Source organism: Cellulomonas shaoxiangyii (assembly GCF_004798685.1).
Lineage (GTDB): Bacteria > Actinomycetota > Actinomycetes > Actinomycetales > Cellulomonadaceae > Cellulomonas > Cellulomonas shaoxiangyii.
Genome location: NZ_CP039291.1, coordinates 983,775 through 1,005,158 on the forward strand (window position 1 = coordinate 983,775; position 21,384 = coordinate 1,005,158).

A 21,384-nucleotide genomic window follows, 5' to 3' on the forward strand; every position below is an offset into this window, starting at 1 on the left:
TATAGTTGCCGGTTGGTTGTGTGTGCCGTCCGGACGGACGGGCTGCGCGCGCCGCTCCACGACTCTCGCCGAGAGGCCCGGCCAGGCCGGGCCTCTCGGCGGCGCGTGGGACAAGCACGAGAAGAAGAACGACAGTTAGCGGAGGACATGGCCAAGAAGGACGGCGTCATCGAGATCGAGGGCAGCGTGATCGAGGCGCTCCCCAACGCGATGTTCCGCGTGGAGCTCGCGAACGGCCACAGGGTGCTCGCCCACATCTCGGGCAAGATGCGTCAGCACTACATCCGGATCCTCCCCGAGGACCGGGTGGTCGTCGAGCTCAGCCCGTACGACCTGTCCCGCGGGCGCATCGTCTACCGCTACAAGTAACCCACCCCATCGACACGCCGTCGGCCGAGCCCCCGGGCACCGCACGGCGGCGGAGGAACACGCGATGAAGGTCAAGCCGAGCGTCAAGAAGATCTGCGACAAGTGCAAGGTGATCCGCCGGCACGGTCGCGTCCAGGTCATCTGCGAGAACCTGCGCCACAAGCAGCGCCAGGGCTGAGCAGGCACCTGAACCACCGGCCCGTCAGGGCCAGCAAGCGCACCGCCGCTCCGTGAGCAGGGCCACCGGCCCGGCGCACGGCGAACCCCCGGCTCGGAGGCCGGGGCCCGCGACCACCACGCGGGAGGACGGTGCGGAAGACCTCCGACGCAGTACAGGAGCCACCAGGCATGGCACGTCTCATCGGTGTCGACCTCCCCCGCGACAAGCGGGTCGAGATCGCCCTCACCTACATCTTCGGGGTCGGCCGCACGCGTGCGCAGCAGACCCTCGCCGCCACGGGCATCAGCCCCGACGCCCGGGTCAAGGACCTGGGCGACGCCGAGCTGGTCGCGCTGCGCGACTACCTCGAGGGCAGCTACAAGCTCGAGGGTGACCTCCGCCGCGAGGTCGCCGCCGACATCCGCCGCAAGGTCGAGATCGGTAGCTACGAGGGCCTGCGTCACCGCCGCGGCCTCCCGGTGCGTGGTCAGCGCACCAAGACGAACGCGCGTACCCGCAAGGGCCCGAAGCGCACGGTCGCCGGCAAGAAGAAGGCCGGGCGCAAGTAAGGCGCCGGGCTGGTCGCGCCCGTCGCTGACCGCCCCGCCGTCGGCCCACCGACCCGCAGACCCCGAGAGAAGAAGAGATGCCTCCCAAGTCCCGCACCGCCGTGCGCAAGCCGCGCCGCAAGGAGAAGAAGAACGTCTCCCACGGCCAGGCGCACATCAAGAGCACGTTCAACAACACCATCGTGTCCATCACGGACCCGTCCGGTGCCGTGATCGCCTGGGCCTCGTCCGGCCAGGTCGGCTTCAAGGGCTCGCGCAAGTCGACGCCGTTCGCCGCGCAGCTCGCTGCCGAGGCGGCCGCCCGCAAGGCGCAGGAGCACGGCATGCGCAAGGTCGACGTCTTCGTCAAGGGCCCCGGCTCTGGTCGTGAGACGGCGATCCGCTCGCTGCAGGCCACCGGCCTCGAGGTCGGCTCGATCCAGGACGTGACGCCGCAGGCCCACAACGGCTGCCGTCCGCCGAAGCGCCGCCGCGTCTGACCGTCGACGGCCGGGACGGCGCCCTCGAGGCCCGTCCCGGCCCTCGCGCGTCCGTCCCGCCGTCGTCCCGCGTCTCGCGTGACGACGGACCGGGGCGGCGCACGGCACGACCGGCCCACGACCGTCGCCCAGGACGTGCGGACCGAGCCACGTCCTGGCCAGCAGTACCTGCGGAGCGTCATATGGCGGACGCCCGCGGAGAGGAAACCCCACCGTGCTCATCGCACAGCGTCCCACCCTGACCGAAGAGGTCATCTCGGAGCACCGCTCGCGGTTCTCCATCGAGCCGCTCGAGCCCGGCTTCGGCTACACCCTCGGCAACTCCCTGCGCCGCACCCTCCTGTCGTCCATCCCGGGCGCCGCCGTCACGTCCATCCGGATCGACGGTGTGCTGCACGAGTTCTCGACGATCCCGGGTGTCAAGGAGGACGTCACCGAGATCATCCTCAACATCAAGAACCTCGTCGTCTCCTCGGAGAACGACGAGCCCGTCGTGATGTACCTGCGCAAGCAGGGTGCGGGTGTCGTCACCGCTGCGGACATCGTGCCGCCGGCGGGCGTCGAGGTGCACAACCACGACCTGCACCTCGCCACGCTCAACGACAAGGGCAAGCTCGAGATCGAGCTCACCGTCGAGCGGGGCCGTGGCTACGTGTCGGCGAACCAGAACAAGTCGCTGGACGCCGAGATCGGCCGGATCCCGGTCGACTCGATCTACTCGCCGGTGCTCAAGGTGACGTACAAGGTCGAGGCGACCCGTGTCGAGCAGCGCACCGACTTCGACAAGCTCATCGTCGACGTCGAGACGAAGCCGGCGATCAACCCGCGCGACGCCCTGGCGTCCGCCGGCAAGACGCTGGTCGAGCTGTTCGGCCTGGCCCGTGAGCTGAACGTCGAGGCCGAGGGCATCGAGATCGGCCCGTCGCCGACCGACGCCGCCCTGGCCGCCGACCTCGCGCTGCCCATCGAGGACCTGCAGCTGACGATCCGCTCGTACAACTGCCTCAAGCGCGAGGGCATCCACACCGTGGGTGAGCTCGTCGCGCGGTCCGAGGCGGACCTGCTCGACATCCGCAACTTCGGTGCGAAGTCCATCACCGAGGTCAAGGAGAAGCTCGCCGAGCTGGGCCTGACGCTGAAGGACAGCCCGCTGGACTTCGACCCGACCGCGTCGGGCGCGTACTACGGGGACGACGAGACCGACTTCGTCGAGGACGAGCAGTACTGACGACCGTTGGCCCGGGCCGCCGCCGGCGGCGGCCCGGAGTCGCCCCTTTCTGATCCCAAGGAGTAGAGACCATGCCCACGCCCACCAAGGGTGCCCGGCTCGGTGGCAGCCCGGCGCACGAGCGGCTGATCCTCGCGAACCTCGCGACGGCGCTGTTCGAGCACAAGCGCATCACGACGACCGAGGCGAAGGCCAAGCGCCTGCGCCCGCTCGCGGAGCGGCTCATCACGTTCGCGAAGCGCGGGGACCTGCACGCGCGCCGTCGCGTGCTGACCGTCGTCCGTGACAAGGGTGTCGTGCACACGCTGTTCACGGAGATCGCGCCCGTCGTGGCCGACCGCCAGGGCGGCTACACCCGCATCACGAAGATCGGCCCCCGCAAGGGCGACAACGCGCCGATGGCGGTCATCGAGCTCGTGCTCGAGCCGCTCTCGCCGAAGCAGGCCGTCGTCAAGGAGGCCACGCGGGCCGCCCAGAAGGCAGCCCCGGTCGAGGAGGCTCCCGCCGAGGAGCCGACCACGGACGAGACCGCCACGGACGAGACCGCCACGGACGAGGCCGCCACGGACGAGACCGCCACGGACGAGGCGTCCGCCGACGCCCCGGCCGACGAGACGCAGGCCGACAAGGCCTGACCTCGCCCCGCAGCACCCGAGGGCCCGGACACCGCACGGTGTCCGGGCCCTCGCGCGTGCGGGGACCCGGCCTGCGTCCGTGGGTACGGTCGGAGCATGAGTGAGCGGCAGACGCCCGTGGTGCTGGTCCACGGCCTGCGTGCCTCCCGCACGATGTGGCGGGCCCAGGTCGAGGCCCTCGAGGCCTCCGGACGCACCGCGCTCGCGATCGACCTGCCCGGGCACGGCCGGCGCCTCGGTGAGCGCTTCACGATGGCCGGCGCGGTGGAGGCCGTGCGCGACGGCGTGGCGACGGTCGGCGGCAGGGCCGCGGTGGTGGGCCTGTCCCTGGGCGGCTACACGGCGATCGCGCACGCCGCGCGGTTCCCTCAGCAGGTCGCCGGCCTCGTCGCCGCGGGCTGCTGCACGCGTCCCCACCGGGTCGTCCTGCGGGCGTGGGGAGCGGCTGCGGCGGGCTTCGCGCGCCTGCCCGACCGGGGCGCGGCCGTCAACCAGCTGCTCGTCGACCGCACGATGCCGCCCGAGGCGGCGGCCGACGTGGGTGCGGGCGGGTTCGCGCTGGACGTCGTCGAGGACACGCTGCGCGAGATGAGCGCCGCCGACCCGCTCGCGGACCTGGCCCGCGTGACCGCGCCGGTGTGGCTGGTCAACGGCCGGTGGGACCACTTCCGCGGCGAGGAGGCCCGGTTCCTCGCCGCGTGCCGGGACGGGCGGCTGGTGGTCGTGCCGCAGGCGACGCACCTCGTGAGCCTCGTCCAGCCGGTGCGGTTCACCCGGGTGCTGCTGGAGGCGCTCGACGCCGTGGACGCCGCCGAGGACGCACGGGCCGTGTCGCAGGACCCGGGTGGCGGACCGGCGGACACCTGAGGGGCGTCGCCGGGTCCCGGTGAGGGCAAGGGGCGGGCCCGCGGAGCCGGTGGGGCCCGGTCGGGGCACGCGAGGAGCGGGGTCAGCCGACGAGCGCCCAGGCGCGCACGCCGCCCACGATCCCCGCCTGGTTGGGCACCACGACGACGTCGTCCCCGAGCCGCTCGAGCGTCGGCGCCGTGACGGCCCGCGCGTTGCCGCCGCCGAGGTACAGCCGGTCCCAGTGGAAGACCGGCCGGAAGCCCTCGACGACGCGCCGCACGCGCCGCGACCACAGCGCGTCCCCGAGGCGCGCACGCTCGTGCTGCCCCACGTAGGCGTCGTAGGTCGTGCCCCACCGCACGGGCGCGTGCGACAGCTCGAGGTGCGGCGCGATCCTGCCGCCGTCGAACAGCGCGGAGCCGAGGCCGGTGCCGAGCGTGAGGACGAGCTCGACCCCGGTCCCGGACACGACGCCCGCGCCGTGCACCTCCGCGTCGTTGAGGACGAGCGTCGGCACGCCCAGCCGCGCCTCGAGCAGTGCCCGCACGTCGCAGCCCTGCCAGGCGCGGACCAGCTCGGGCAGGACGGCGGTGCGCGGGCCCGCGCGGGTCACGTAGTGCGGCGTCGCCACCACGACGCCGTGGCGGATCATGCCCGGCACGCCGACGGTCGCACGGCCGGCCGCGGGCAGGCCCTCGGCGATCCGGGCGATGGTCTCGGCGAGCCGGTCGGGGGGCAGGGGGTACGGCGTCGGCACCCGCACCGCCGGCGCGTGCAGCGTGCCGGCCCCGTCGAGCACCGACGCCTTGATGCCGCCGCCGCCGCAGTCGACGGCGAGCGTGTACGGCTGGGACGCGGGCGGCACGCGGTCCACGGTAGCGCCGCGGCTAGCGTGGGCCCGTGCGCAGCGAGGACGGGACCGGGCGCGACGCCGGTCCGCAGACACAGCCCGACGGCCGGCAGGCCGGCCCCGCGACGCCTCGGCCGGGGGTGCCGTGGGACGGCGCGGCCGACGAGAGCCCGGTGCGGCTGCGGCTCGACCTCGCGTACGACGGCTCCGGCTTCGCGGGCTGGGCGCGCCAGCCCGGGCTGCGCACGGTGCAGGGCGTCCTCGAGGACGGGCTCGCCACGGTGCTGCGCACGGGCCCGCGTGGCGACGCGCCGGCCCGCGTGACGGTCGCCGGGCGCACGGACGCGGGGGTGCACGCGCGCGGGCAGGTGGCGCACGTGGACGTCGTGCCCGGCGCGCTCGCCGCGGCGCGCGGGCGCTCGGACCGGGACGCGCTCGAGGTGCTGACGAGCCGGCTGGCGGGCGTCCTGCCCGCCGACCTCGTGGTGCACCGCGTGACGCGGGCGCCGGACGGGTTCGACGCGCGGTTCGGCGCGCTGCGCCGCAGGTACGCGTACCGGGTCGTCGACGACCCGGCCGCGCGCGACCCGCTGCGCCGCGCGTGGGTGCTGTGGCACCGCCGGGCGCTCGACGTGGCGGCCATGGACGCGGCCGCGCGCCGCCTCGTCGGGCGGCACGACTTCGCGGCGTACTGCAGGCCGCGCCCCGACGCGACGACCATCCGGACGCTCGAGGAGTTCACGTGGACGCGCCCGGCCGACGGGCCCGACGCGGGGCTCGTCGTCGCCCACGTGCAGGCCGACGCGTTCTGCCACTCGATGGTCCGGGCGCTGGTCGGCGCGTGCCTGGCCGTGGGGGAGGGCCGGCGCGGCGCGGACTGGCCGCACGCGCTGCTGCTGGGTCGCCGGCGCGAGGGCGGCGCGACGGTCGTGGCCCCGCACGGCCTCACGCTGGAGGAGGTCACCTACCCCGCGGACGCCGAGCTGGCGGACCGCGCGGGGCGCACGCGCGCCCGGCGCGGCGCCCACGAGGTCGAGGGCGCCGCGCCGGGCGGTTGCTGCGGGTGATCGGCGGGTCCGGCGGGCCGGACCGCGCCGGGCGGTCGGGACGTCAGAGGCGCTCGGCGGGCGGCGTGTCCTCGTCGCCCGTGACCTCGTCGTCGTCCGCCGTCCCGGGGGCGTCGGGGTAGGCCTCCTCGTACTGCTCCTCGATGACGTGCACGGCCGCCTCCTCGGCGGTCGCGGCACCGCCGGCGATGCCGGCGTCGACGGCGAACTCGCTCGTGCCGCCGGCCTCGACGGCGTCGCCGTCCTCGATCAGGCGGCCCGCGCGCAGCTCGTCGCGGTCCGGCGGCGGTGCCGACTCGGTCTCCCACACCTCGGGCTCCTCCTGGGCGACGCGCTGGTCGAGCGTCTCGCCGCGCGCCTCCTCCCAGGGGGTCTCGCCCCAGCGGGCGGAGGCCGGGCGGTCACGCTCCGGCGGGACGATCCACTCGTCGAGCAGGTCGCCGGTGCCGCGGTCGGACAAGATGTCCTCGCCGGGCAGCTGGTTGGTGTCCCCCTCGGACCCGAGGGCGGGGTCGGTGCGGGTGGCAGGGGTGTCCTCGCTCATGGCACGACCCAAGCACCGCCGGCGGCCGCCCGCCACAGCAGACGGCCCGCGACCCGTGCGGCGTCCGCCACGAATCCGGTGGGGGTACGTGCCCGGGGCGGGGACACTGTGCGCATGGGTCACCTCGAGGTCGCCGGTGTCGGCTGGACGCTCCCGGACGGGCGCCCGCTGCTCGACGACGTGTCGTTCCGGGTCGGGGAGGGGCACCGCACGGCGCTCGTCGGCCCCAACGGCGTGGGCAAGTCGACGCTGCTGCGCGTCGTCACGGGCGAGGTCGAGCCGCACGCCGGCAGCGTGGCGCGCAGCGGCGGCCTGGGCGTGATGCGCCAGGAGGTCGGGCGCATCGACGACGACCGCACGGTGCGCGACCTGCTGGCGTCCCTCGCGCCGCCCGCGGTGCGCGACGCCGCGGCCGAGCTGACGGCCGCCGAGCTCGCCATGATGGAGCGGGACGACGAGCCGACGCAGATGCGCTACGCGCAGGCGCTCGCGGACTGGGCCGACGTCGGCGGGTACGACGCGGAGGCCGGGTGGGACCTCGTCACGGACGCCGTCCTGTCGCTGCCCTTCGAGCGGGCGCAGCACCGCGACGTCCGGACCCTGTCGGGCGGGGAGCAGAAGCGGCTCGTGCTCGAGGCGCTGCTGCGAGGCCCGGACGAGGTGCTCGTCCTCGACGAGCCCGACAACGCGCTGGACGTGCCGACCAAGCGCTGGCTCGAGGACCGCCTCGTCGCGTCGCCGAAGACGGTCCTGCTCGTGAGCCACGACCGCGAGACCCTGGCCCGCGTCGCCACGCACGTCGCGACGCTCGAGCCGACGGCCGTGGGTGCCCGCGCCTGGGTGCACGGGGGCGGCTTCGCGACGTACGCGCAGGCCCGCCGGGACCGCCGCGAGCGGCTGGAGGAGCTCGCCCGGCGGTGGGACGAGGAGCACGCGAAGCTGCGCGACCTCGTCCTGACGCTCAAGACGAAGGCGGCCTTCAACGACGGGCTGGCCTCGCGCTACCAGGCCGCGCAGACGCGCCTGCGCAAGTTCGAGCAGGAGGGCCCGCCCGTGGTCGTCTCCCGCGACGAGCGGGTCCGCGTGCGGCTGACGGGCGGGCGCACCGCCAAGCGGGCGGTCGTCGCGCGCGGGCTCGAGCTCACGGGGCTCATGCGCCCGTTCGACCTGGAGGTCTGGTACGGCGAGCGGGTCGCGGTGCTGGGCTCGAACGGGTCGGGCAAGTCGCACTTCCTGCGCCTGCTCGCGGCCGGCGGCAGCGACCCGGCCCCCGAGCACGAGCCGGCGGGGGACCTGCACCCCGCCCCGGTCGCGCACGCAGGCACGGTCACGCTGGGGTCGCGCGTGCGGCCCGGCTGGTTCGCGCAGAACCACGTGCACCCCGAGCTCGCGGGGCGCACGCTGCTCGACGTGCTGCACCGGGGCGACGGCCACCGTGCCGGCCTGGGGCGCGAGGCGGCGAGCCGGGCGCTCGACCGGTACGGCCTCGTGGCGGCCGCCGAGCAGCGCTACGACACGCTGTCCGGCGGGCAGCAGGCGCGCCTGCAGATCCTGCTCCTGGAGCTGGCGGGCGCGACGCTGCTGCTGCTCGACGAGCCGACGGACAACCTCGACCTGCAGTCCGCCGAGGCGCTGGAGGCCGGTCTCGCGGCGTTCGACGGGACGGTCCTCGCCGTGACGCACGACCGGTGGTTCACGCGGACGTTCGACCGGTTCCTGGTGTTCGGTGCCGAAGGCGACGTGGTGGAGACGCCCGAGCCGGTGTGGGACGTCGGTCGGGTCGCCCGGGCCCGCTGACGGGCGCGCTGACGGGCCCGCTGACGGGCGCGGTGGGGCGCGTGCGCGGGCGTCCGACGACGGCTTTTGCTCTGCGCCCCGCGTGCCGGTACTCTGGTTAGTCGTTGTGCGTCCCCTGTCGCGCACCGGTGGCTTCTCACCACTGCGTGCCGATGGCCGTCCTGGTGCGATCCCACTCGCCGGGGCGGGATGCTCCGACAGCCATCCTCGGCCGGTCGCCCCTGTGCGCCCGGCCATGACACGCAACACGAGACAGAGGCCCACACCCGTGCGCACGTACACCCCGAAGCCCGGCGACGTCGAGCGGAACTGGTACGTCATCGACGCGTCCGACGTCGTCCTCGGCCGCCTGGCCACCCACGTGGCCACGCTGCTGCGTGGCAAGCACAAGCCGACGTTCGCGCCGCACGTCGACGGTGGCGACTTCGTCATCGTCGTCAACGCCGAGAAGATCGCCCTGACCGGCAACAAGCGCGAGACGAAGCTCGCCTTCCGGCACTCCGGCTACCCGGGCGGCCTCCGGGCCACCCGGTACGCCGACCTCCTCGAGAAGCACCCCGAGCGTGCCATCGAGAAGGCCGTCCGCGGCATGCTGCCCCGTACGACCCTCGGTCGTCAGCAGCTGAGCAAGCTCAAGGTCTACGCAGGCCCGGAGCACCCGCACGCAGCCCAGCAGCCGAAGCCGTTCGAGCTGACCCAGGTGGCGCAGTAGGCCCCGGGCTGCTGCGGCAGTGATGAACACAGAACGCGAGGACATCGTGGCTCAGACCACCGTCGAGAACGAGTACGAGGGCGACGAGACGCCCACCAGCTACACCTCCGAGAGCTCCGCTCCGGTCGGTCGCGGTCAGTCGCTGACCGCTCCCGGCCAGGCGCTCGGCCGCCGCAAGGAGGCCGTCGCGCGCGTCCGTCTGATCCCCGGCACCGGCCGGTGGACCGTCAACGGCCGTGAGCTCGAGGAGTACTTCCCCAACAAGGTGCACCAGCAGCTGGTCAACAGCCCGCTGAAGGCCGTGGACGTCGAGGGTCGCTTCGACGTCGTCGCCCGCATCACGGGCGGCGGCACGTCGGGTCAGGCCGGGGCACTGCGCCTCGGCATCGCCCGCGCGCTCAACGCGATCGACGCGGAGCACAACCGCCCGGCGCTCAAGAAGGCCGGCTTCCTCACGCGTGACGCCCGCGTGGTGGAGCGCAAGAAGGCCGGTCTGAAGAAGGCGCGCAAGGCGCCGCAGTACTCGAAGCGCTGACACAGCGCAGCACACCGATGGCCCCGCGGGTCTTGCGACCCGCGGGGCCATCGGCGTGTGCGGCGCCGGACGGACCGGGTCGCGTGCGCGCGCCGCACGGACCCACCGCGCCGCGCGGCAGGAGGACCGAACGAAGGTCCCGACGTACCGTTGACACGGCCGTCGGGCGGGACGAGGGAGTCGTGTGATGGGTCGACTGTTCGGCACGGACGGCGTACGCGGTCTGGCGAACCGGGACGTGACGGCGGAGCTGGCGCTGGACGTGTCCGTCGCCGCGGCGCACGTGCTCGCGAGCCGCGGGGCGTTCGAGGGGCACCGCCCGCGGGCCGTGGTCGGGCGTGACCCGCGCGCGTCCGGGGAGTTCCTCTCCGCGGCGGTGGCCGCCGGGCTGGCGTCGGCGGGCGTCGACGTCGACCTCGTGGGCGTGCTGCCCACGCCGGCCGTGGCGTACCTGACCGGCGCGCGCGGGGTGGACCTCGGCGTCGTGCTGTCGGCGTCGCACAACCCGATGCCCGACAACGGCATCAAGTTCCTCGCCCGGGGCGGGCACAAGCTCGAGGACGACGTCGAGGCGGCCATCGAGGCGCGGCTCGGCGACGACTGGGACCGCCCCGTCGGCGCGGACGTCGGCCGCATCCGGGTGGACGTGGGCCTCGCGGGGCAGCAGTACGTGGACCACCTCGTCAGCACGACGAGCACGCGCCTCGAGGGGCTGCGGATCGTCGTCGACTGCGCCAACGGCGCCGCGAGCGAGGTCGGGCCCGCCGCCCTGCGCGAGGCGGGCGCGGACGTCGTCGTGATCAACGCGTCGCCCGACGGCCGCAACATCAACGAGGGTGCCGGCTCGACGCACCCGGAGCCGCTCCAGGCGGCCGTCGTCGCGGCGCACGCCGACCTCGGCGTCGCGTTCGACGGCGACGCCGACCGCTGCCTCGCGGTCGACGCGCAGGGCCGCGTGGTCGACGGCGACCAGATCATGGGCCTGCTCGCGATCGCGCTGCACGAGCGGGGCGAGCTGGCGCACGACACGCTCGTCACCACGGTCATGAGCAACCTCGGCCTCAAGCTGGCCATGCAGGCCGCCGGCATCGCCACCGTCGAGACGGGGGTCGGCGACCGCTACGTGCTCGAGGCCATGCGCGCGGGCGGCTACAGCCTCGGCGGCGAGCAGTCCGGGCACATCATCCTCGCGGAGCACGCGACCACCGGCGACGGCGTGCTCACGGCGCTGCACCTGGCCGCGCGCGTCGCGTCGAGCGGGCGCCCGCTGCACGAGCTCGCCGCCGTCGTGCGACGCCTGCCGCAGACGCTCGTCAACGTGTCGGGGGTCGACCGCACGCGCACCGACGACGACGTCCTGCGGGAGGCGGTCGCGGGCGCGCAGAAGGAGCTCGACGGGTCGGGCCGCGTGCTGCTGCGCCCGTCCGGGACCGAGGCGCTCGTGCGCGTGATGGTCGAGGCCGGCACGCAGGAGCAGGCCGACCGGGTGGCGCAGGAGCTCGCCGGCGTCGTGCGCGAGCGCCTCGCGCTGTGAGCGACGCCGTCGCTGCGGACGCCGCCGGCAGCGTCCCGGACCCGCACGCCCCGGACCCGCACGCCCCCGACCCTGACGCCCTCCGCGCCGCGGTGCGCGGGCTGGCGACGCAGCTCCTCGACCGCGCCCGCGCGGCCGGGCCGGACGCCGTGGCGCCGATCGTGCAGGCGGGACACCCCGCGCTGCGCGCCCGCGCGCTCGCGTACGACGGGCACCTGTCCGACGCCGAGCTCGCCGAGCTGGTCGCGCTCATGCACCGCACGATGCGCGCGGCACCGGGCGTCGGCCTCGCCGCCCCGCAGATCGGCCTCCCGCTCGCGATCGCGGTCGTGGAGGACCCGGGCGTGGACGACGCCGACGTGGCCGCGGCGCGCGAGCGCGTCCCGCTGCCGTTCCGCGTGCTCGTGAACCCCTCCTACGCCCCGGTCGGCGACGAGCGCGTCGCGTTCTACGAGGGCTGCCTCTCGGTGGAGGGCTACGTGGCCGTCGTCACGCGCCCCCGACGGGTGCGGCTGACGTGCCTCGACGAGCGCGGGGCCGCCGTCGACGAGGTGCTCACCGGGTGGCCCGCGCGCATCGTGCAGCACGAGACGGACCACCTGCAGGGGACCCTCTACCTGGACCGCGCCGAGACGCGATCGTTGGCGGCGTCGGACGACCTCGGCGCACACTGGGCGTCGGAGCCGGTCCCGCACGAGGCGGCGCGCACCCTCGGGTTCGCGCTGCCCCCGTCGGCCGGCTGATCCCGGACGCCCGTCCGGGCTCGTTACTGCGGAGGTGCGTGGGTGCGACCGTTCCTGTTCCTCGGAGTCCGTCCGGAGGACGCTCCCGCCGACGACGAGTACGCCGCGATGCTGCGGTGCACCGGGCTGTCGGAGAGCACGTTGCGGCGCGTGCGGCTCGAGGCGGCGCCGCTGGGCGACGTCGACCTCGACGCCTGGTCGGGCATCGTGCTCGGCGGCGGGCCGTTCTGCGTCAGCGACCCCGAGGACGCCAAGTCGCCCGTGCAGCGTCGGGTCGAGGCGGACCTCGCACGCCTGCTCGACGCGGTCGTCCCCGCGGACGTCCCCTTCTTCGGTGCGTGCTACGGCATCGGCACGCTCGGCCGCCACCAGGGCGGGGTGGTCGACCGCACGTACCCCGAGCCGGTGGGCGCCGTGACGGTCGAGCTCACGCCGGCCGGCCGCGCCGACCCGGTGCTGGGCTCCGCGCCGGCGTCGTTCGGCGCGTTCGTGGGGCACAAGGAGTCGCTGGCCGTGCCGCCGCCGCACGCCGTGGTGCTCGCGACGTCCGCCGGGGCGCCGGTGCAGGCCTTCCGCGTGGGGCGCAACGTGTACGCGACGCAGTTCCACCCCGAGCTCGACGTCGCCGGCCTGACCACGCGCGTCGAGGCCTACCGGTACGACGGGTACTTCGACCCCGCGGAGGCGGCGGAGGTCGTCGCGGCGGCGCGGGAGAGCGGCGTGCAGGTCCCCGGCGTGCTGCGCGCGTTCGTGGACCGCTATGCGGACGCGGGGCTCCACCCAGGGGACCAGTCGGGCACGTCGGCGCCGCACCCGCGGGGGGAGATCGGGGCTGCTCAGGGCTGAATCGGGGGGAAACCCCATGTCGACGTCGTCGCGCGGGCCCTAGCGTGGGACGTGCCGACCTCACCGGGGGGTGGGGACGAGGGGAGCAGGACGTGGAGCAGTGGACGCTCGAGATGGCGGGCTCACCGTGGATCTTCCCGGTGCTGTACGCGTTCGCGACGATCGACGGGTTCTTCCCGCCGATCCCGAGCGAGTCGGTGGTCATCGCCCTGACGTCCCTGTCGGTCTCCACGGGTCGGCCGCTGCTCTGGCTCGTGGTGCTCGTCGCCGCGCTGGGCGCGTTCACGGGGGACCAGATCGCGTACCAGATCGGGCGCCACGTGCGGATCCGGGACCTGCGGTGGTTCCGGGGGCGGCGCGGCCAGAGCGTGCTCGACTGGGCCGAGCGGGCGCTCGCCACCCGGGGCGCCGCCTTCGTCATCGCCGCGCGGTACATCCCGATCGGGCGCGTGGCGGTCAACATGACCGCGGGCGCCCTGGGCTTCAGCCGCCGCCGCTTCGTGCTCCTGACGGGGATCGCCGCGGTCACGTGGGCGCTGTACTCGACGGCGATCGGCATCGGCTCCGGACACGTGCTCGGCCACGACAACCCGGTGCTGGGCGTGGTGGTCGGCGTGGTCGGCGGGCTCGTCATCGGCCTGCTCGTGGACTGGGTGCTGCGGCGCCTGACCGGCATGTCGGCGCACCGCGCCGCCCGCCGGGGGAGCCGGTCGGTGGCGCCCGTCGAGGGCGTCGCGGCCGGTGGCGACGACGAGGAGGGCGTCGCGGTGGTCCGCGTCGCCCGTGGCAGCACCGCCGCCTGACCCCTCGCGTGCCGAGGTCACGACGACCTCACGATCGGGTGCGCCGGGACAACGATCCGGTATCGGCCGACCGGGTGACGCGGGCGCCGTCCTAGGCTCGCCGTGGGACGACGGCGGAGTCGTCCCTCCCCGCTCGCGCGAGGCCCTCGGACCACGGGGGCCCCTCGTCGCGCGCCGTGGGACGGGCGGGCACGAGGTGGACGGATGCGCAGGGGGCGAACGGTGGCACGAGCCCTGCTCGCGGCTGCCCTCGTGCTGCCCGCGGCGGCGTGCTCCGACGGCGCCGCGACCGGAGCCCCGGCGGCCGCCCCGGTGACCACGGGGGTGCGCAGCGACGCGAGCTGCCTCGTCCCCGAGGTGCTCGAGGCGCTCGTGCTCCAGCCGGACCCGGCCGCGACGGCATCGGCGGGCGCCGTGGAGCGGGGCGCCCCGCCCGACGGCTTCGTCGCCGACACCGTCCTCGTCTGCCGGCGCGGGGAGCCGATGCGTGACAGCGCCGGCACGTGGCACTCCGTCACCGCGACGCGTCTGGAGGGCGACCTCACCGAGCTCCTGCGTCTGGTCGCCCCGGGGTCCACGCCCGGGGCGTGCACCGACGGGCCGCCGCCCCAGGTGTGGCTCGTCGACGCCCTGGACGACGCCGTCCTGCTGCCCGCCGAGGCGGCGTGCACCGGCACCGGCGACGCGGTCGTGGCCGCGCTCGACGCCCTCGACGTCGTCCGCCGCACCGAGGAGCCCGTCAGCCTCGCGGTGCGAGCCGACGCGGACGCGCTCGGCCCGGGCGCCCCCGGTGCCCGGGCGGCCCGACCCTGACTCGCGGCGCGGGGCCGCCCCGAGGGGCGTCCGCCCGCCGGCTCAGAGCTTGCGCAGGCGCACGCGCTGCACGGCGTGGTCGGGGCCCTTGGTGAGCACGAGCGTCGCGCGTGACCGCGTCGGCAGGATGTTCTGCTCCAGGTTGGGTGCGTTGATCGAGTCCCAGATGGCCTCGGCCCGGGCGACCGCCTCGGCGTCCGTGAGCGACGCGTACCGGTGGAAGTACGACTCCGGCCGTGCGAACGCGGTCCGGCGCAGGGACAGGAAGCGGTCGACGTACCACTGCTTGGCGTCGGCCGTGCGCGCGTCGACGTAGATCGAGAAGTCGAAGAAGTCGCTCAGTGCGAGGTTCGACGCCCCGGCGGCGGTGGGGCGCGCGGGCTGCAGGACGTTGAGGCCCTCGATGATCAGCACGTCCGGCTGGCGCACGACCACCTCCGCGCCGGGGACGATGTCGTACGTCAGGTGGTCGTACACCGGCACCGTGACCTCGGGGCGGCCGGCCTTGACCTTCGACACGAACCGCAGCAGCGCGCGGCGGTCGTACGACTCCGGGAAGCCCTTGCGCTGCAGCAGGCCGCGCCGCTCGAGCTCGGCGTTCGGGTACAGGAAGCCGTCGGTCGTCACGAGCTCCACGCGGGGCGTCGCCGGCCAGCGGGCGATGAGCTCGCGCAGCAGGCGCGCGGTGGTCGACTTGCCGACCGCGACCGACCCCGCCACACCGATGACGTACGGGGTGCGCCCGACGTCCTCGCGCAGGAACGTGCTCGTCGCGCGGTGCAGTCCGCGCGTGCCCTGGATGTACAGGTCGAGCAGCCGCGACAGCGGGCGGTAGATCGCGTCGACCTCCGCGAGGTCGATGGGGTCGCCCAGGCCGCGCAGGCGCGCCACGTCGGCGTCGGTGAGCGGCAGGGGCGTCGACGCGGACAGGCGGGCCCAGGCCTCGCGGTCCAGGTCGACGTACGGGGTGGCGGGCACCACGGTGGGGGGCGACGTCGGCACCCGACGATTGTGGCGCACCCGGGCGCCCGCGCCCGGCGGGGGCGCGAGCACGTCGACGTGGCCGGCGGCACGGCCGGCCGCGCGGCCGGTCGCACCCCCGCCTGTCGTTAGGATCGTCGCCATGTGCGGCATCGTGGGGTACGTCGGGAGCCAGCAGCCGAGCGGTCGACCCCTGGAGGTCGTCCTCGAAGGTCTGCGACGGCTGGAGTACCGGGGGTACGACTCCGCCGGTGTGGCGCTGGTGTCCCCCGGGGCACCGCTGGCGGTCGCCAAGAAGGCCGGCAAGCTGGCCAACCTCGTCGAGGAGATCGACATGCACCCCCTGCCGGCGGCCACCGCGGCCATCGGCCACACGCGGTGGGCGACCCATGGGGCGCCGAACGACATGAACGCGCACCCGCACGTGTCGGACGGCGTGGCGGTCATCCACAACGGCATCGTCGAGAACTTCGCGCTCCTCAAGGCCGAGCTGCACGCCGCCGGCGTCGTCTTCACCTCGGAGACCGACACGGAGGTCGTCGCGCACCTCGTGGCGCGCGCGTACGCGGACTCGTCGGACCTGACGGTCGCGCTGCGCACGGTCGCGCAGCGGCTGCAGGGCACGTTCACGCTGCTGGCGGTGCACCGGGACGACCCCACGACGGTCGTCGGCGCGCGCCACGACTCGCCGCTGGTCGTCGGCCTGGGCGACGGCGAGAACTTCCTCGGCTCCGACGTCAGCGCGTTCATCGCCTTCACCCGCGACGCCCTCGAGCTGGGCCAGGACCAGGTCGTGACGATCACGCCCACCACCGTCACGGTCACGGACCTCGCGGGCACGCCCGTCGAGGCGCGCCGGTTCACGGTCGACTGGGACGCCAAGGCCGCGGAGAAGGGCGGCTTCCGCTCGTTCATGGACAAGGAGATCCACGACCAGCCGCACGCGGTCGCGGACACCCTGCTGGGCCGCACGGACGCCACCGGGCGGCTCGTGCTCGACGAGATGCGCATCGACGAGTCGGTGCTGCGGGCCGTCGACAAGATCGTCGTGGTCGCGTGCGGCACCGCCGCCTACGCGGGCCACGTCGCCAAGTACGCCATCGAGCACTGGTGCCGCATCCCGGTCGAGGTCGAGCTCGCCCACGAGTTCCGCTACCGCGACCCGGTGGTGAACGAGCGCACCCTCGTCGTGGCGGTGTCGCAGTCCGGCGAGACGATGGACACGCTCATGGCGGTCCGCCACGCCAAGGAGCAGGGTGCGACGACGCTCGCGATCGTCAACACGCACGGCTCGACGATCCCCCGCGAGTCCGACGCCGCCCTGTACACCCACGCCGGCCCGGAGATCGCGGTCGCCTCCACCAAGGCCTTCCTCGCGCAGATCACGGCGGCGTACCTGCTCGGCCTCTACCTGGCGCAGCTGCGCGGCAACAAGTTCGCGGACGAGATCGCGCTGGTGCTCGACGAGCTGCGCGAGATCCCCGACAAGATCCAGCAGGTCCTCGACCGCGCCGGGCGGGTGCGGGAGATCGCGCGCTGGATGGTCGACACGCAGTCCGTGCTGTTCCTCGGCCGGCACGTCGGGTACCCGGTCGCGATGGAGGGCGCGCTCAAGCTCAAGGAGCTCGCGTACATCCACGCCGAGGGCTTCGCCGCGGGCGAGCTCAAGCACGGCCCGATCGCGCTCATCGAGCCGGGCCAGCCCGTCTTCGTGGTCGTGCCGTCGCCGCGCGGACGCGACTCGCTGCACTCGAAGATCGTGTCGAACATCCAGGAGATCCGGGCGCGCGGTGCACGGACCCTCGTGATCGCCGAGGAGGGCGACGAGGCGGTCCGCCCCTTCGCCGACGAGGTCTTCACGGTGCCGCAGACGTCGACGCTCCTCGCGCCGCTGCTCACGGTCGTGCCGCTGCAGATCTTCGCGTGCGAGCTCGCGACCGCCAAGGGCCTCGACGTGGACCAGCCGCGCAACCTGGCCAAGTCCGTCACCGTCGAGTGAGCGGGCGCCGGCGGGCGGGCGGCCGCGCGTGATCGTCGGCGTCGGCATCGACGTCGTCGACGTCGCGCGGTTCGTCGCGACGATCGAGCGTGTGCCCGGGCTCCGCACGCGCCTGTTCACGCCCGACGAGCGGGACCTGCCGCCCGCCTCGCTGGCCGCGCGGTTCGCGGCCAAGGAGGCGCTCGCGAAGGCGCTCGGCGCCCCGCCCGGCATGCGCTGGCAGGACGCGACCGTGCGGCGGGTCGCCGGCGCGCAGCCGGTGGTGGAGATCAGCGGCACGGTCCGCGCCCGCGCGGACGAGCTCGGCGTCGACCGCTTCCACCTGTCGATCTCCCACGACGCCGGCATCGCGTCGGCCGTCGTCGTCGCCGAGCGCGACGCCTGACGCCCCGCCGGCACCCGCGGCGGGACGCACGACGCCCGGGACGCACGACGCCCCGGCGCCGTCCGCGCGGGACGGGCACCGGGGCGTCGGGGCGGGCGCGTCAGCGCAGCTGCGGCACGACCTCGTCGACGAACAGCTCGATGCCGGAGCGGTCGTACGCCGCCTCGGCGAAGTACGTGATGGCGTACGTCATGCCGAGCTTCTCGAGCTCGCGCAGCTTCTCGACGATCTGCTCCGGCGTGCCGACGAGCGGCCCGTTGCGGAACTCCTCGGCGACGCCGTCCACCTTGGCCGGCACCGTCGCGGCGTAGTGCTCCGCGATCCACGCGAGGCGGTCGTCGACCTCGGCCTGCGTGCGGCCGATCACGACGTTGTAGTTGGCCGAGCGCGTGATCTCCTCGAACGGGCGGCCGATCGCCTCGCAGTGCCCGCGCAGCACCTGCGACTTGTGCGCGAAGCCCTCGGGCGAGCCGTCGAAGTTCGTGTACTGCGCGTGCTGGGCCGCGATGCGCAGCGTCTTCTTCTCGCCGCCGCCGGCGATCCACAGCGGCGGGCCGCCCGCCTGCAGGGGCAGCGGCGCGAGCTGGGCGCCGTCGACCTGGTAGTGCGTGCCGTCGAGCGTGGCGACACCGTCGGTCCACAGCTGGCGGAAGATCTGCACGCCCTCGTCGAGCATGCCGATGCGCTCGCCGGCGGTCGGGAAGCCGTACCCGTAGGCCCGCCACTCGTGCTCGTACCAGCCGGCCCCGATGCCCATCTCGACGCGGCCGCCGGACACGTGGTCCGCCGTCGCGGCCACCTTGGCCAGGTAGGCGGGGTTGCGGTAGCCCATGCACGTGCACATCTGGCCGAGCCGCACGCGGTCGGTCACGGCGCCGAACGCGGTGACGAGCGTCCACGCCTCGTGCGTCGCCTCGCCGTTCGGCTCGGGCACCGCGTGGAAGTGGTCGTAGACCCAGATCGACTCGTAGGCGTCGCCGGCGTCGGCCCACTGCGCGAGCCCACGCATGACGGGCCAGTGCTGCTGGGGGTCGATGCCGGTGAGGTCCTGCCGCCAGCCCTGGGGGATGAAGAGTCCGAAGCGCATGTGGCGCACGCTATCCCGGGCCGGTGCCGGGGTCGGGGTCAGACGCGCGAACCGGGGGGCGCGGTCGTCGGTCGCACCGCCCGTGCGGGCGCGCCAGGATGGTCGGGTGCTGCTCTCCTTCGACCCCGACGACGTCCGCGCCGCTGAGCGGCCGCTGCTCGCGGCCGGGGTGCCGCTCATGGACCGCGCGGCGTTCGCCCTGGCGGTGCACGCCGGCCACGTGCTGCGCGCCGTGCGCGGCCGGGTCGGCGGGGCGCACGTCGTGCTGCTCGTGGGTGCCGGCAACAACGGGGGCGACGCCCTGCACGCGGGCGCGCGCCTGGCGCGGCGCGGCGCGCGCGTGACGGCGCTGCTCGCCGCGCCGCAGGTGCACGCGGGCGGGCTCGCCGCGCTCACGGCCGCGCACGGGCGCACCCTCCGGGTCGGTGCGGACGGGCCGGACGGGGACGCACCGGCGGGCGACGGGCGGGCGGCGGACGCGTCGGGTGGTGGGCGCGGCGGCGCGGTGGCGGACCTGCTCGCCTCGGCCGACGTGGTCCTCGACGGGCTGCTCGGCATCGGGGCGCGCGGCGGGGGCGTGCGCGGGGCGGGCGGTGAGCTCGTCGACGCGCTGGCGCGGGTGCGCGCCGCGGGCGGGGGACCCGTGGTGGTCGCCGTGGACGTCCCGTCGGGGATCGGGGTCGCGGACGGGACCGCCGCCGGGGCCGTGGTGCGCGCCGACCTCACGGTGACCTTCGGTGCGGCCAAGCCGGGGCTCCTCCTGCCGCCCGCGGCGGAGGCGGCCGGTGCGGTCGAGACGGTGGACATCGGCCTCACGCTGCCCGCGCGCCCGGCGGTGGCCCGGCTGGAGACCGGCGACGCCGCGGACCTGTGGCCCGTGCCCGGCGGCAGCGCCCAGAAGTACTCCCGCGGCGTGCTCGGCGTCGTGGCCGGCTCCGGGGCGTACCCGGGCGCGGCCGTGCTGTCGGTCTCCGGCGCGCTGGGTGCCGGCGTCGGCATGGTGCGGTACGTCGGCGGCGCCGGACCGCAGGTGCTGGCCGCCCACCCGGAGGTCGTCGTCGGCGAGGGGCGCGTGCAGGCGTGGGTGCTCGGGTCGGGGGTCGCACCGGACGACGAGACGCAGCGGGACCGCGTGCGCGCCGCCCTGGCCCACGCCGTCGACCACGGCGAGCCGGCGGTCGCGGACGCCGGCGCACTCGACCTGCTGCCGGAGCGCGTGCCGGCGCACGTGGTGCTCACGCCGCACGCGGGCGAGCTCGCGACCCTGCTCCGCGCGCGCGGCGACGACGTCGCGCGGGCCGACGTCGAGGCGGCGCCGCTCGCGCACGCGCGCCGCGCGCACGACCTGACGGGCGCGACCGTGCTGCTCAAGGGCGCCGTGACGGTCGTCGTGGGCCCGCACGGCGCCGTCTACGCGCAGGGGGACGCCCCCGCGTGGCTCGCGACCGCCGGTGCCGGTGACGTGCTCGGCGGCGTCCTGGGCGCCGTGCTCGCCGGCCGTTCCGCCGACGCGGTGGCGGACCCGACGCTGCCCGCGGCGCTCGCCGCGCTGGCCGCGCTCGTGCACGGGCGGGCCGCGCACGCCGCCAACCCCGGCGGCCCCGTCGCCGCGTCTGCGGTCGCGGCCGCCGTGCCGGGCGTCGTGCGGGCGCTGGTGGGCGCGTGACCGCGGGGGACGCCGCGGGGACCGGCGCGGGGCAGGGCACGGGAGAGGCCGCGGGATCGGTCAGGGGCGGCGCGGGGGCGTCCGCCACGGGCCGTCCGGCCGCGCTGCACCCGGCGCTCGCCGCGCGCGTCGACGCGCTGCTGGCCCGCGGCGGCCGGCGCCTGCTCGGGCTCGCCGGCCCACCGGGAGCGGGCAAGTCGACGCTCGCGGCGCAGGTCGCGGCCGCGTACGCCGGCCGGTGCGTCGTCGTGCCGATGGACGGCTTCCACCTCGCGCAGAGCACGCTCGAACGACTCGGCCGCGCCGACCGCAAGGGGGCGCCCGACACGTTCGACGCGGACGGCTGGGTAGCGCTGCTGCGGCGCCTGCGCACGCCCGAGGCGGGGCGCACGGTCTGGGCGCCCGAGTACCGGCGCGAGCTGCGGCACGGCGTCACGGGCGCGATCGAGGTGCCGGCCGAGGTCCCGCTGGTCGTGGTCGAGGGCAACTACCTCCTGCTCGACGCGCACGGCTTCGGCCCCGTCGCCGCGCTGCTGGACGAGTCGTGGTTCCTCGCGCCGGACGACGCCGTGCGCCTCGCCCGCCTCGCCGCGCGGCACGAGCGGTTCGGCAAGTCGCCCGACGCCGCCCGGGCGTGGTCCACCGGCCCCGACGAGGCCAACGCGCGGCTCGTCGCCGCCGGTGCCGCGCGGGCCGACCTCGTGGTCGCGCCGGACCTGCTGGGGTGAGGCGG

General features: G+C 75.3%; 24 protein-coding genes. 20 read left to right on the forward strand and 4 right to left on the reverse strand.

Translation table 11 applies throughout. From position 1 onward, the window contains the following. Nucleotides 1-147: 147 nt before the first annotated feature. The 7 genes from infA (at nucleotide 148) to E5225_RS04555 (ending at nucleotide 4,307) form a co-directional block, all read left to right on the forward strand. Nucleotides 148-369: a translation initiation factor IF-1 gene (gene infA, locus E5225_RS04525; RefSeq protein ID WP_135973020.1), complete on the forward strand. Its 222-nt coding sequence runs from the start codon at nucleotides 148-150 to the stop codon at nucleotides 367-369. Between the two features lie 64 nt (nucleotides 370-433). Then, on the forward strand, nucleotides 434-547 hold the full coding sequence (gene rpmJ, locus E5225_RS04530; RefSeq protein WP_013117849.1) for a 50S ribosomal protein L36: 114 nt from the start codon (nucleotides 434-436) through the stop codon (nucleotides 545-547). A gap of 170 nt (nucleotides 548-717) precedes the next feature. Next, a complete protein-coding gene (gene rpsM, locus E5225_RS04535; protein ID WP_135973019.1) occupies nucleotides 718-1,098 on the forward strand; it encodes a 30S ribosomal protein S13 in 381 nt (126 codons plus the stop codon). Nucleotides 1,099-1,175: 77 nt separating this feature from the next. Next, on the forward strand, nucleotides 1,176-1,577 hold the full coding sequence (gene rpsK / locus E5225_RS04540; protein ID WP_135973018.1) for a 30S ribosomal protein S11: 402 nt from the start codon (nucleotides 1,176-1,178) through the stop codon (nucleotides 1,575-1,577). A 214-nt stretch (nucleotides 1,578-1,791) separates the two neighbouring features. Then, nucleotides 1,792-2,805, forward strand: a complete 1,014-nt coding sequence (locus tag E5225_RS04545) for a DNA-directed RNA polymerase subunit alpha (RefSeq protein WP_135973017.1) — start codon at nucleotides 1,792-1,794, stop codon at nucleotides 2,803-2,805. 71 nt (nucleotides 2,806-2,876) lie between these two features. Further along, nucleotides 2,877-3,440 (forward strand): 50S ribosomal protein L17, encoded by a 564-nt coding sequence (gene rplQ / locus E5225_RS04550; RefSeq protein ID WP_135973016.1) that lies wholly within the window; start codon nucleotides 2,877-2,879, stop codon nucleotides 3,438-3,440. Nucleotides 3,441-3,536: 96 nt separating this feature from the next. After that, nucleotides 3,537-4,307, forward strand: a complete 771-nt coding sequence (locus tag E5225_RS04555; protein WP_135973015.1) for an alpha/beta fold hydrolase — start codon at nucleotides 3,537-3,539, stop codon at nucleotides 4,305-4,307. A gap of 82 nt (nucleotides 4,308-4,389) precedes the next feature. On the opposite strand, the gene E5225_RS04560 is transcribed toward E5225_RS04555, so the two are convergent. After that, a complete protein-coding gene (locus E5225_RS04560) occupies nucleotides 4,390-5,154 on the reverse strand; it encodes an ROK family protein (protein WP_135973014.1) in 765 nt (254 codons plus the stop codon). Between the two features lie 125 nt (nucleotides 5,155-5,279). Here E5225_RS04560 and E5225_RS04565 point away from each other — a divergent pair, with 125 nt between their 5' ends. Beyond that, the gene (locus E5225_RS04565; protein WP_135973060.1) at nucleotides 5,280-6,206 is read left to right on the forward strand and encodes a tRNA pseudouridine synthase A; all 927 of its coding nucleotides are present in this window, start codon (nucleotides 5,280-5,282) and stop codon (nucleotides 6,204-6,206) included. Between the two features lie 43 nt (nucleotides 6,207-6,249). On the opposite strand, the gene E5225_RS04570 is transcribed toward E5225_RS04565, so the two are convergent. After that, nucleotides 6,250-6,750, reverse strand: coding sequence for a DUF5709 domain-containing protein (locus tag E5225_RS04570; RefSeq protein ID WP_135973013.1), 501 nt, complete (start codon nucleotides 6,748-6,750; stop codon nucleotides 6,250-6,252). A 114-nt stretch (nucleotides 6,751-6,864) separates the two neighbouring features. On the opposite strand from E5225_RS04570, the gene E5225_RS04575 reads away from it, so the two are divergent. The 8 genes from E5225_RS04575 to E5225_RS04610 all read left to right on the forward strand — a co-directional run bounded on the left by E5225_RS04575 (nucleotide 6,865) and on the right by E5225_RS04610 (nucleotide 14,533). Next, entirely contained in the window at nucleotides 6,865-8,547 is a 1,683-nt protein-coding gene (locus E5225_RS04575; RefSeq protein WP_135973012.1) for an ABC-F family ATP-binding cassette domain-containing protein, read from the forward strand. A 268-nt stretch (nucleotides 8,548-8,815) separates the two neighbouring features. Continuing rightward, nucleotides 8,816-9,259 (forward strand): 50S ribosomal protein L13, encoded by a 444-nt coding sequence (gene rplM / locus E5225_RS04580; RefSeq protein ID WP_135973011.1) that lies wholly within the window; start codon nucleotides 8,816-8,818, stop codon nucleotides 9,257-9,259. A 46-nt stretch (nucleotides 9,260-9,305) separates the two neighbouring features. Continuing rightward, on the forward strand, nucleotides 9,306-9,794 hold the full coding sequence (gene rpsI / locus E5225_RS04585) for a 30S ribosomal protein S9 (RefSeq protein ID WP_135973010.1): 489 nt from the start codon (nucleotides 9,306-9,308) through the stop codon (nucleotides 9,792-9,794). A gap of 187 nt (nucleotides 9,795-9,981) precedes the next feature. Continuing rightward, nucleotides 9,982-11,328 carry a phosphoglucosamine mutase gene (glmM, locus tag E5225_RS04590; RefSeq protein ID WP_135973009.1) on the forward strand — a complete coding sequence of 449 codons (1,347 nt, stop codon included), beginning with the start codon at nucleotides 9,982-9,984 and terminating at the stop codon, nucleotides 11,326-11,328. 92 nt (nucleotides 11,329-11,420) lie between these two features. Continuing rightward, a complete protein-coding gene (locus E5225_RS04595; protein ID WP_135973059.1) occupies nucleotides 11,421-12,071 on the forward strand; it encodes a peptide deformylase in 651 nt (216 codons plus the stop codon). A 42-nt stretch (nucleotides 12,072-12,113) separates the two neighbouring features. Then, nucleotides 12,114-12,917, forward strand: a complete 804-nt coding sequence (locus tag E5225_RS04600) for a glutamine amidotransferase (RefSeq protein ID WP_135973008.1) — start codon at nucleotides 12,114-12,116, stop codon at nucleotides 12,915-12,917. Between the two features lie 92 nt (nucleotides 12,918-13,009). Then, complete coding sequence (locus E5225_RS04605) at nucleotides 13,010-13,720, forward strand: DedA family protein (RefSeq protein ID WP_243738166.1); 711 nt, start codon at nucleotides 13,010-13,012, stop codon at nucleotides 13,718-13,720. Nucleotides 13,721-13,942: 222 nt separating this feature from the next. After that, entirely contained in the window at nucleotides 13,943-14,533 is a 591-nt protein-coding gene (locus E5225_RS04610; protein ID WP_135973007.1) for a hypothetical protein, read from the forward strand. A 42-nt stretch (nucleotides 14,534-14,575) separates the two neighbouring features. On the opposite strand, the gene coaA is transcribed toward E5225_RS04610, so the two are convergent. Then, on the reverse strand, nucleotides 14,576-15,553 hold the full coding sequence (gene coaA, locus E5225_RS04615) for a type I pantothenate kinase (protein WP_135973057.1): 978 nt from the start codon (nucleotides 15,551-15,553) through the stop codon (nucleotides 14,576-14,578). A 103-nt stretch (nucleotides 15,554-15,656) separates the two neighbouring features. Between coaA and glmS the strand changes: the two genes are divergently transcribed. Beyond that, nucleotides 15,657-17,513 (forward strand): glutamine--fructose-6-phosphate transaminase (isomerizing), encoded by a 1,857-nt coding sequence (gene glmS, locus E5225_RS04620; protein ID WP_135973006.1) that lies wholly within the window; start codon nucleotides 15,657-15,659, stop codon nucleotides 17,511-17,513. A 28-nt stretch (nucleotides 17,514-17,541) separates the two neighbouring features. Then, the gene (locus tag E5225_RS04625) at nucleotides 17,542-17,898 is read left to right on the forward strand and encodes a holo-ACP synthase (RefSeq protein WP_135973005.1); all 357 of its coding nucleotides are present in this window, start codon (nucleotides 17,542-17,544) and stop codon (nucleotides 17,896-17,898) included. A gap of 100 nt (nucleotides 17,899-17,998) precedes the next feature. On the opposite strand, the gene E5225_RS04630 is transcribed toward E5225_RS04625, so the two are convergent. Next, entirely contained in the window at nucleotides 17,999-18,985 is a 987-nt protein-coding gene (locus E5225_RS04630) for an LLM class F420-dependent oxidoreductase (protein ID WP_135973004.1), read from the reverse strand. A gap of 106 nt (nucleotides 18,986-19,091) precedes the next feature. On the opposite strand from E5225_RS04630, the gene E5225_RS04635 reads away from it, so the two are divergent. After that, entirely contained in the window at nucleotides 19,092-20,651 is a 1,560-nt protein-coding gene (locus E5225_RS04635) for a bifunctional ADP-dependent NAD(P)H-hydrate dehydratase/NAD(P)H-hydrate epimerase (protein WP_136225320.1), read from the forward strand. 104 nt (nucleotides 20,652-20,755) lie between these two features. Beyond that, nucleotides 20,756-21,379 carry a nucleoside/nucleotide kinase family protein gene (locus E5225_RS04640; RefSeq protein WP_135974821.1) on the forward strand — a complete coding sequence of 208 codons (624 nt, stop codon included), beginning with the start codon at nucleotides 20,756-20,758 and terminating at the stop codon, nucleotides 21,377-21,379. The last annotated feature ends 5 nt before the right edge of the window (nucleotides 21,380-21,384 follow it).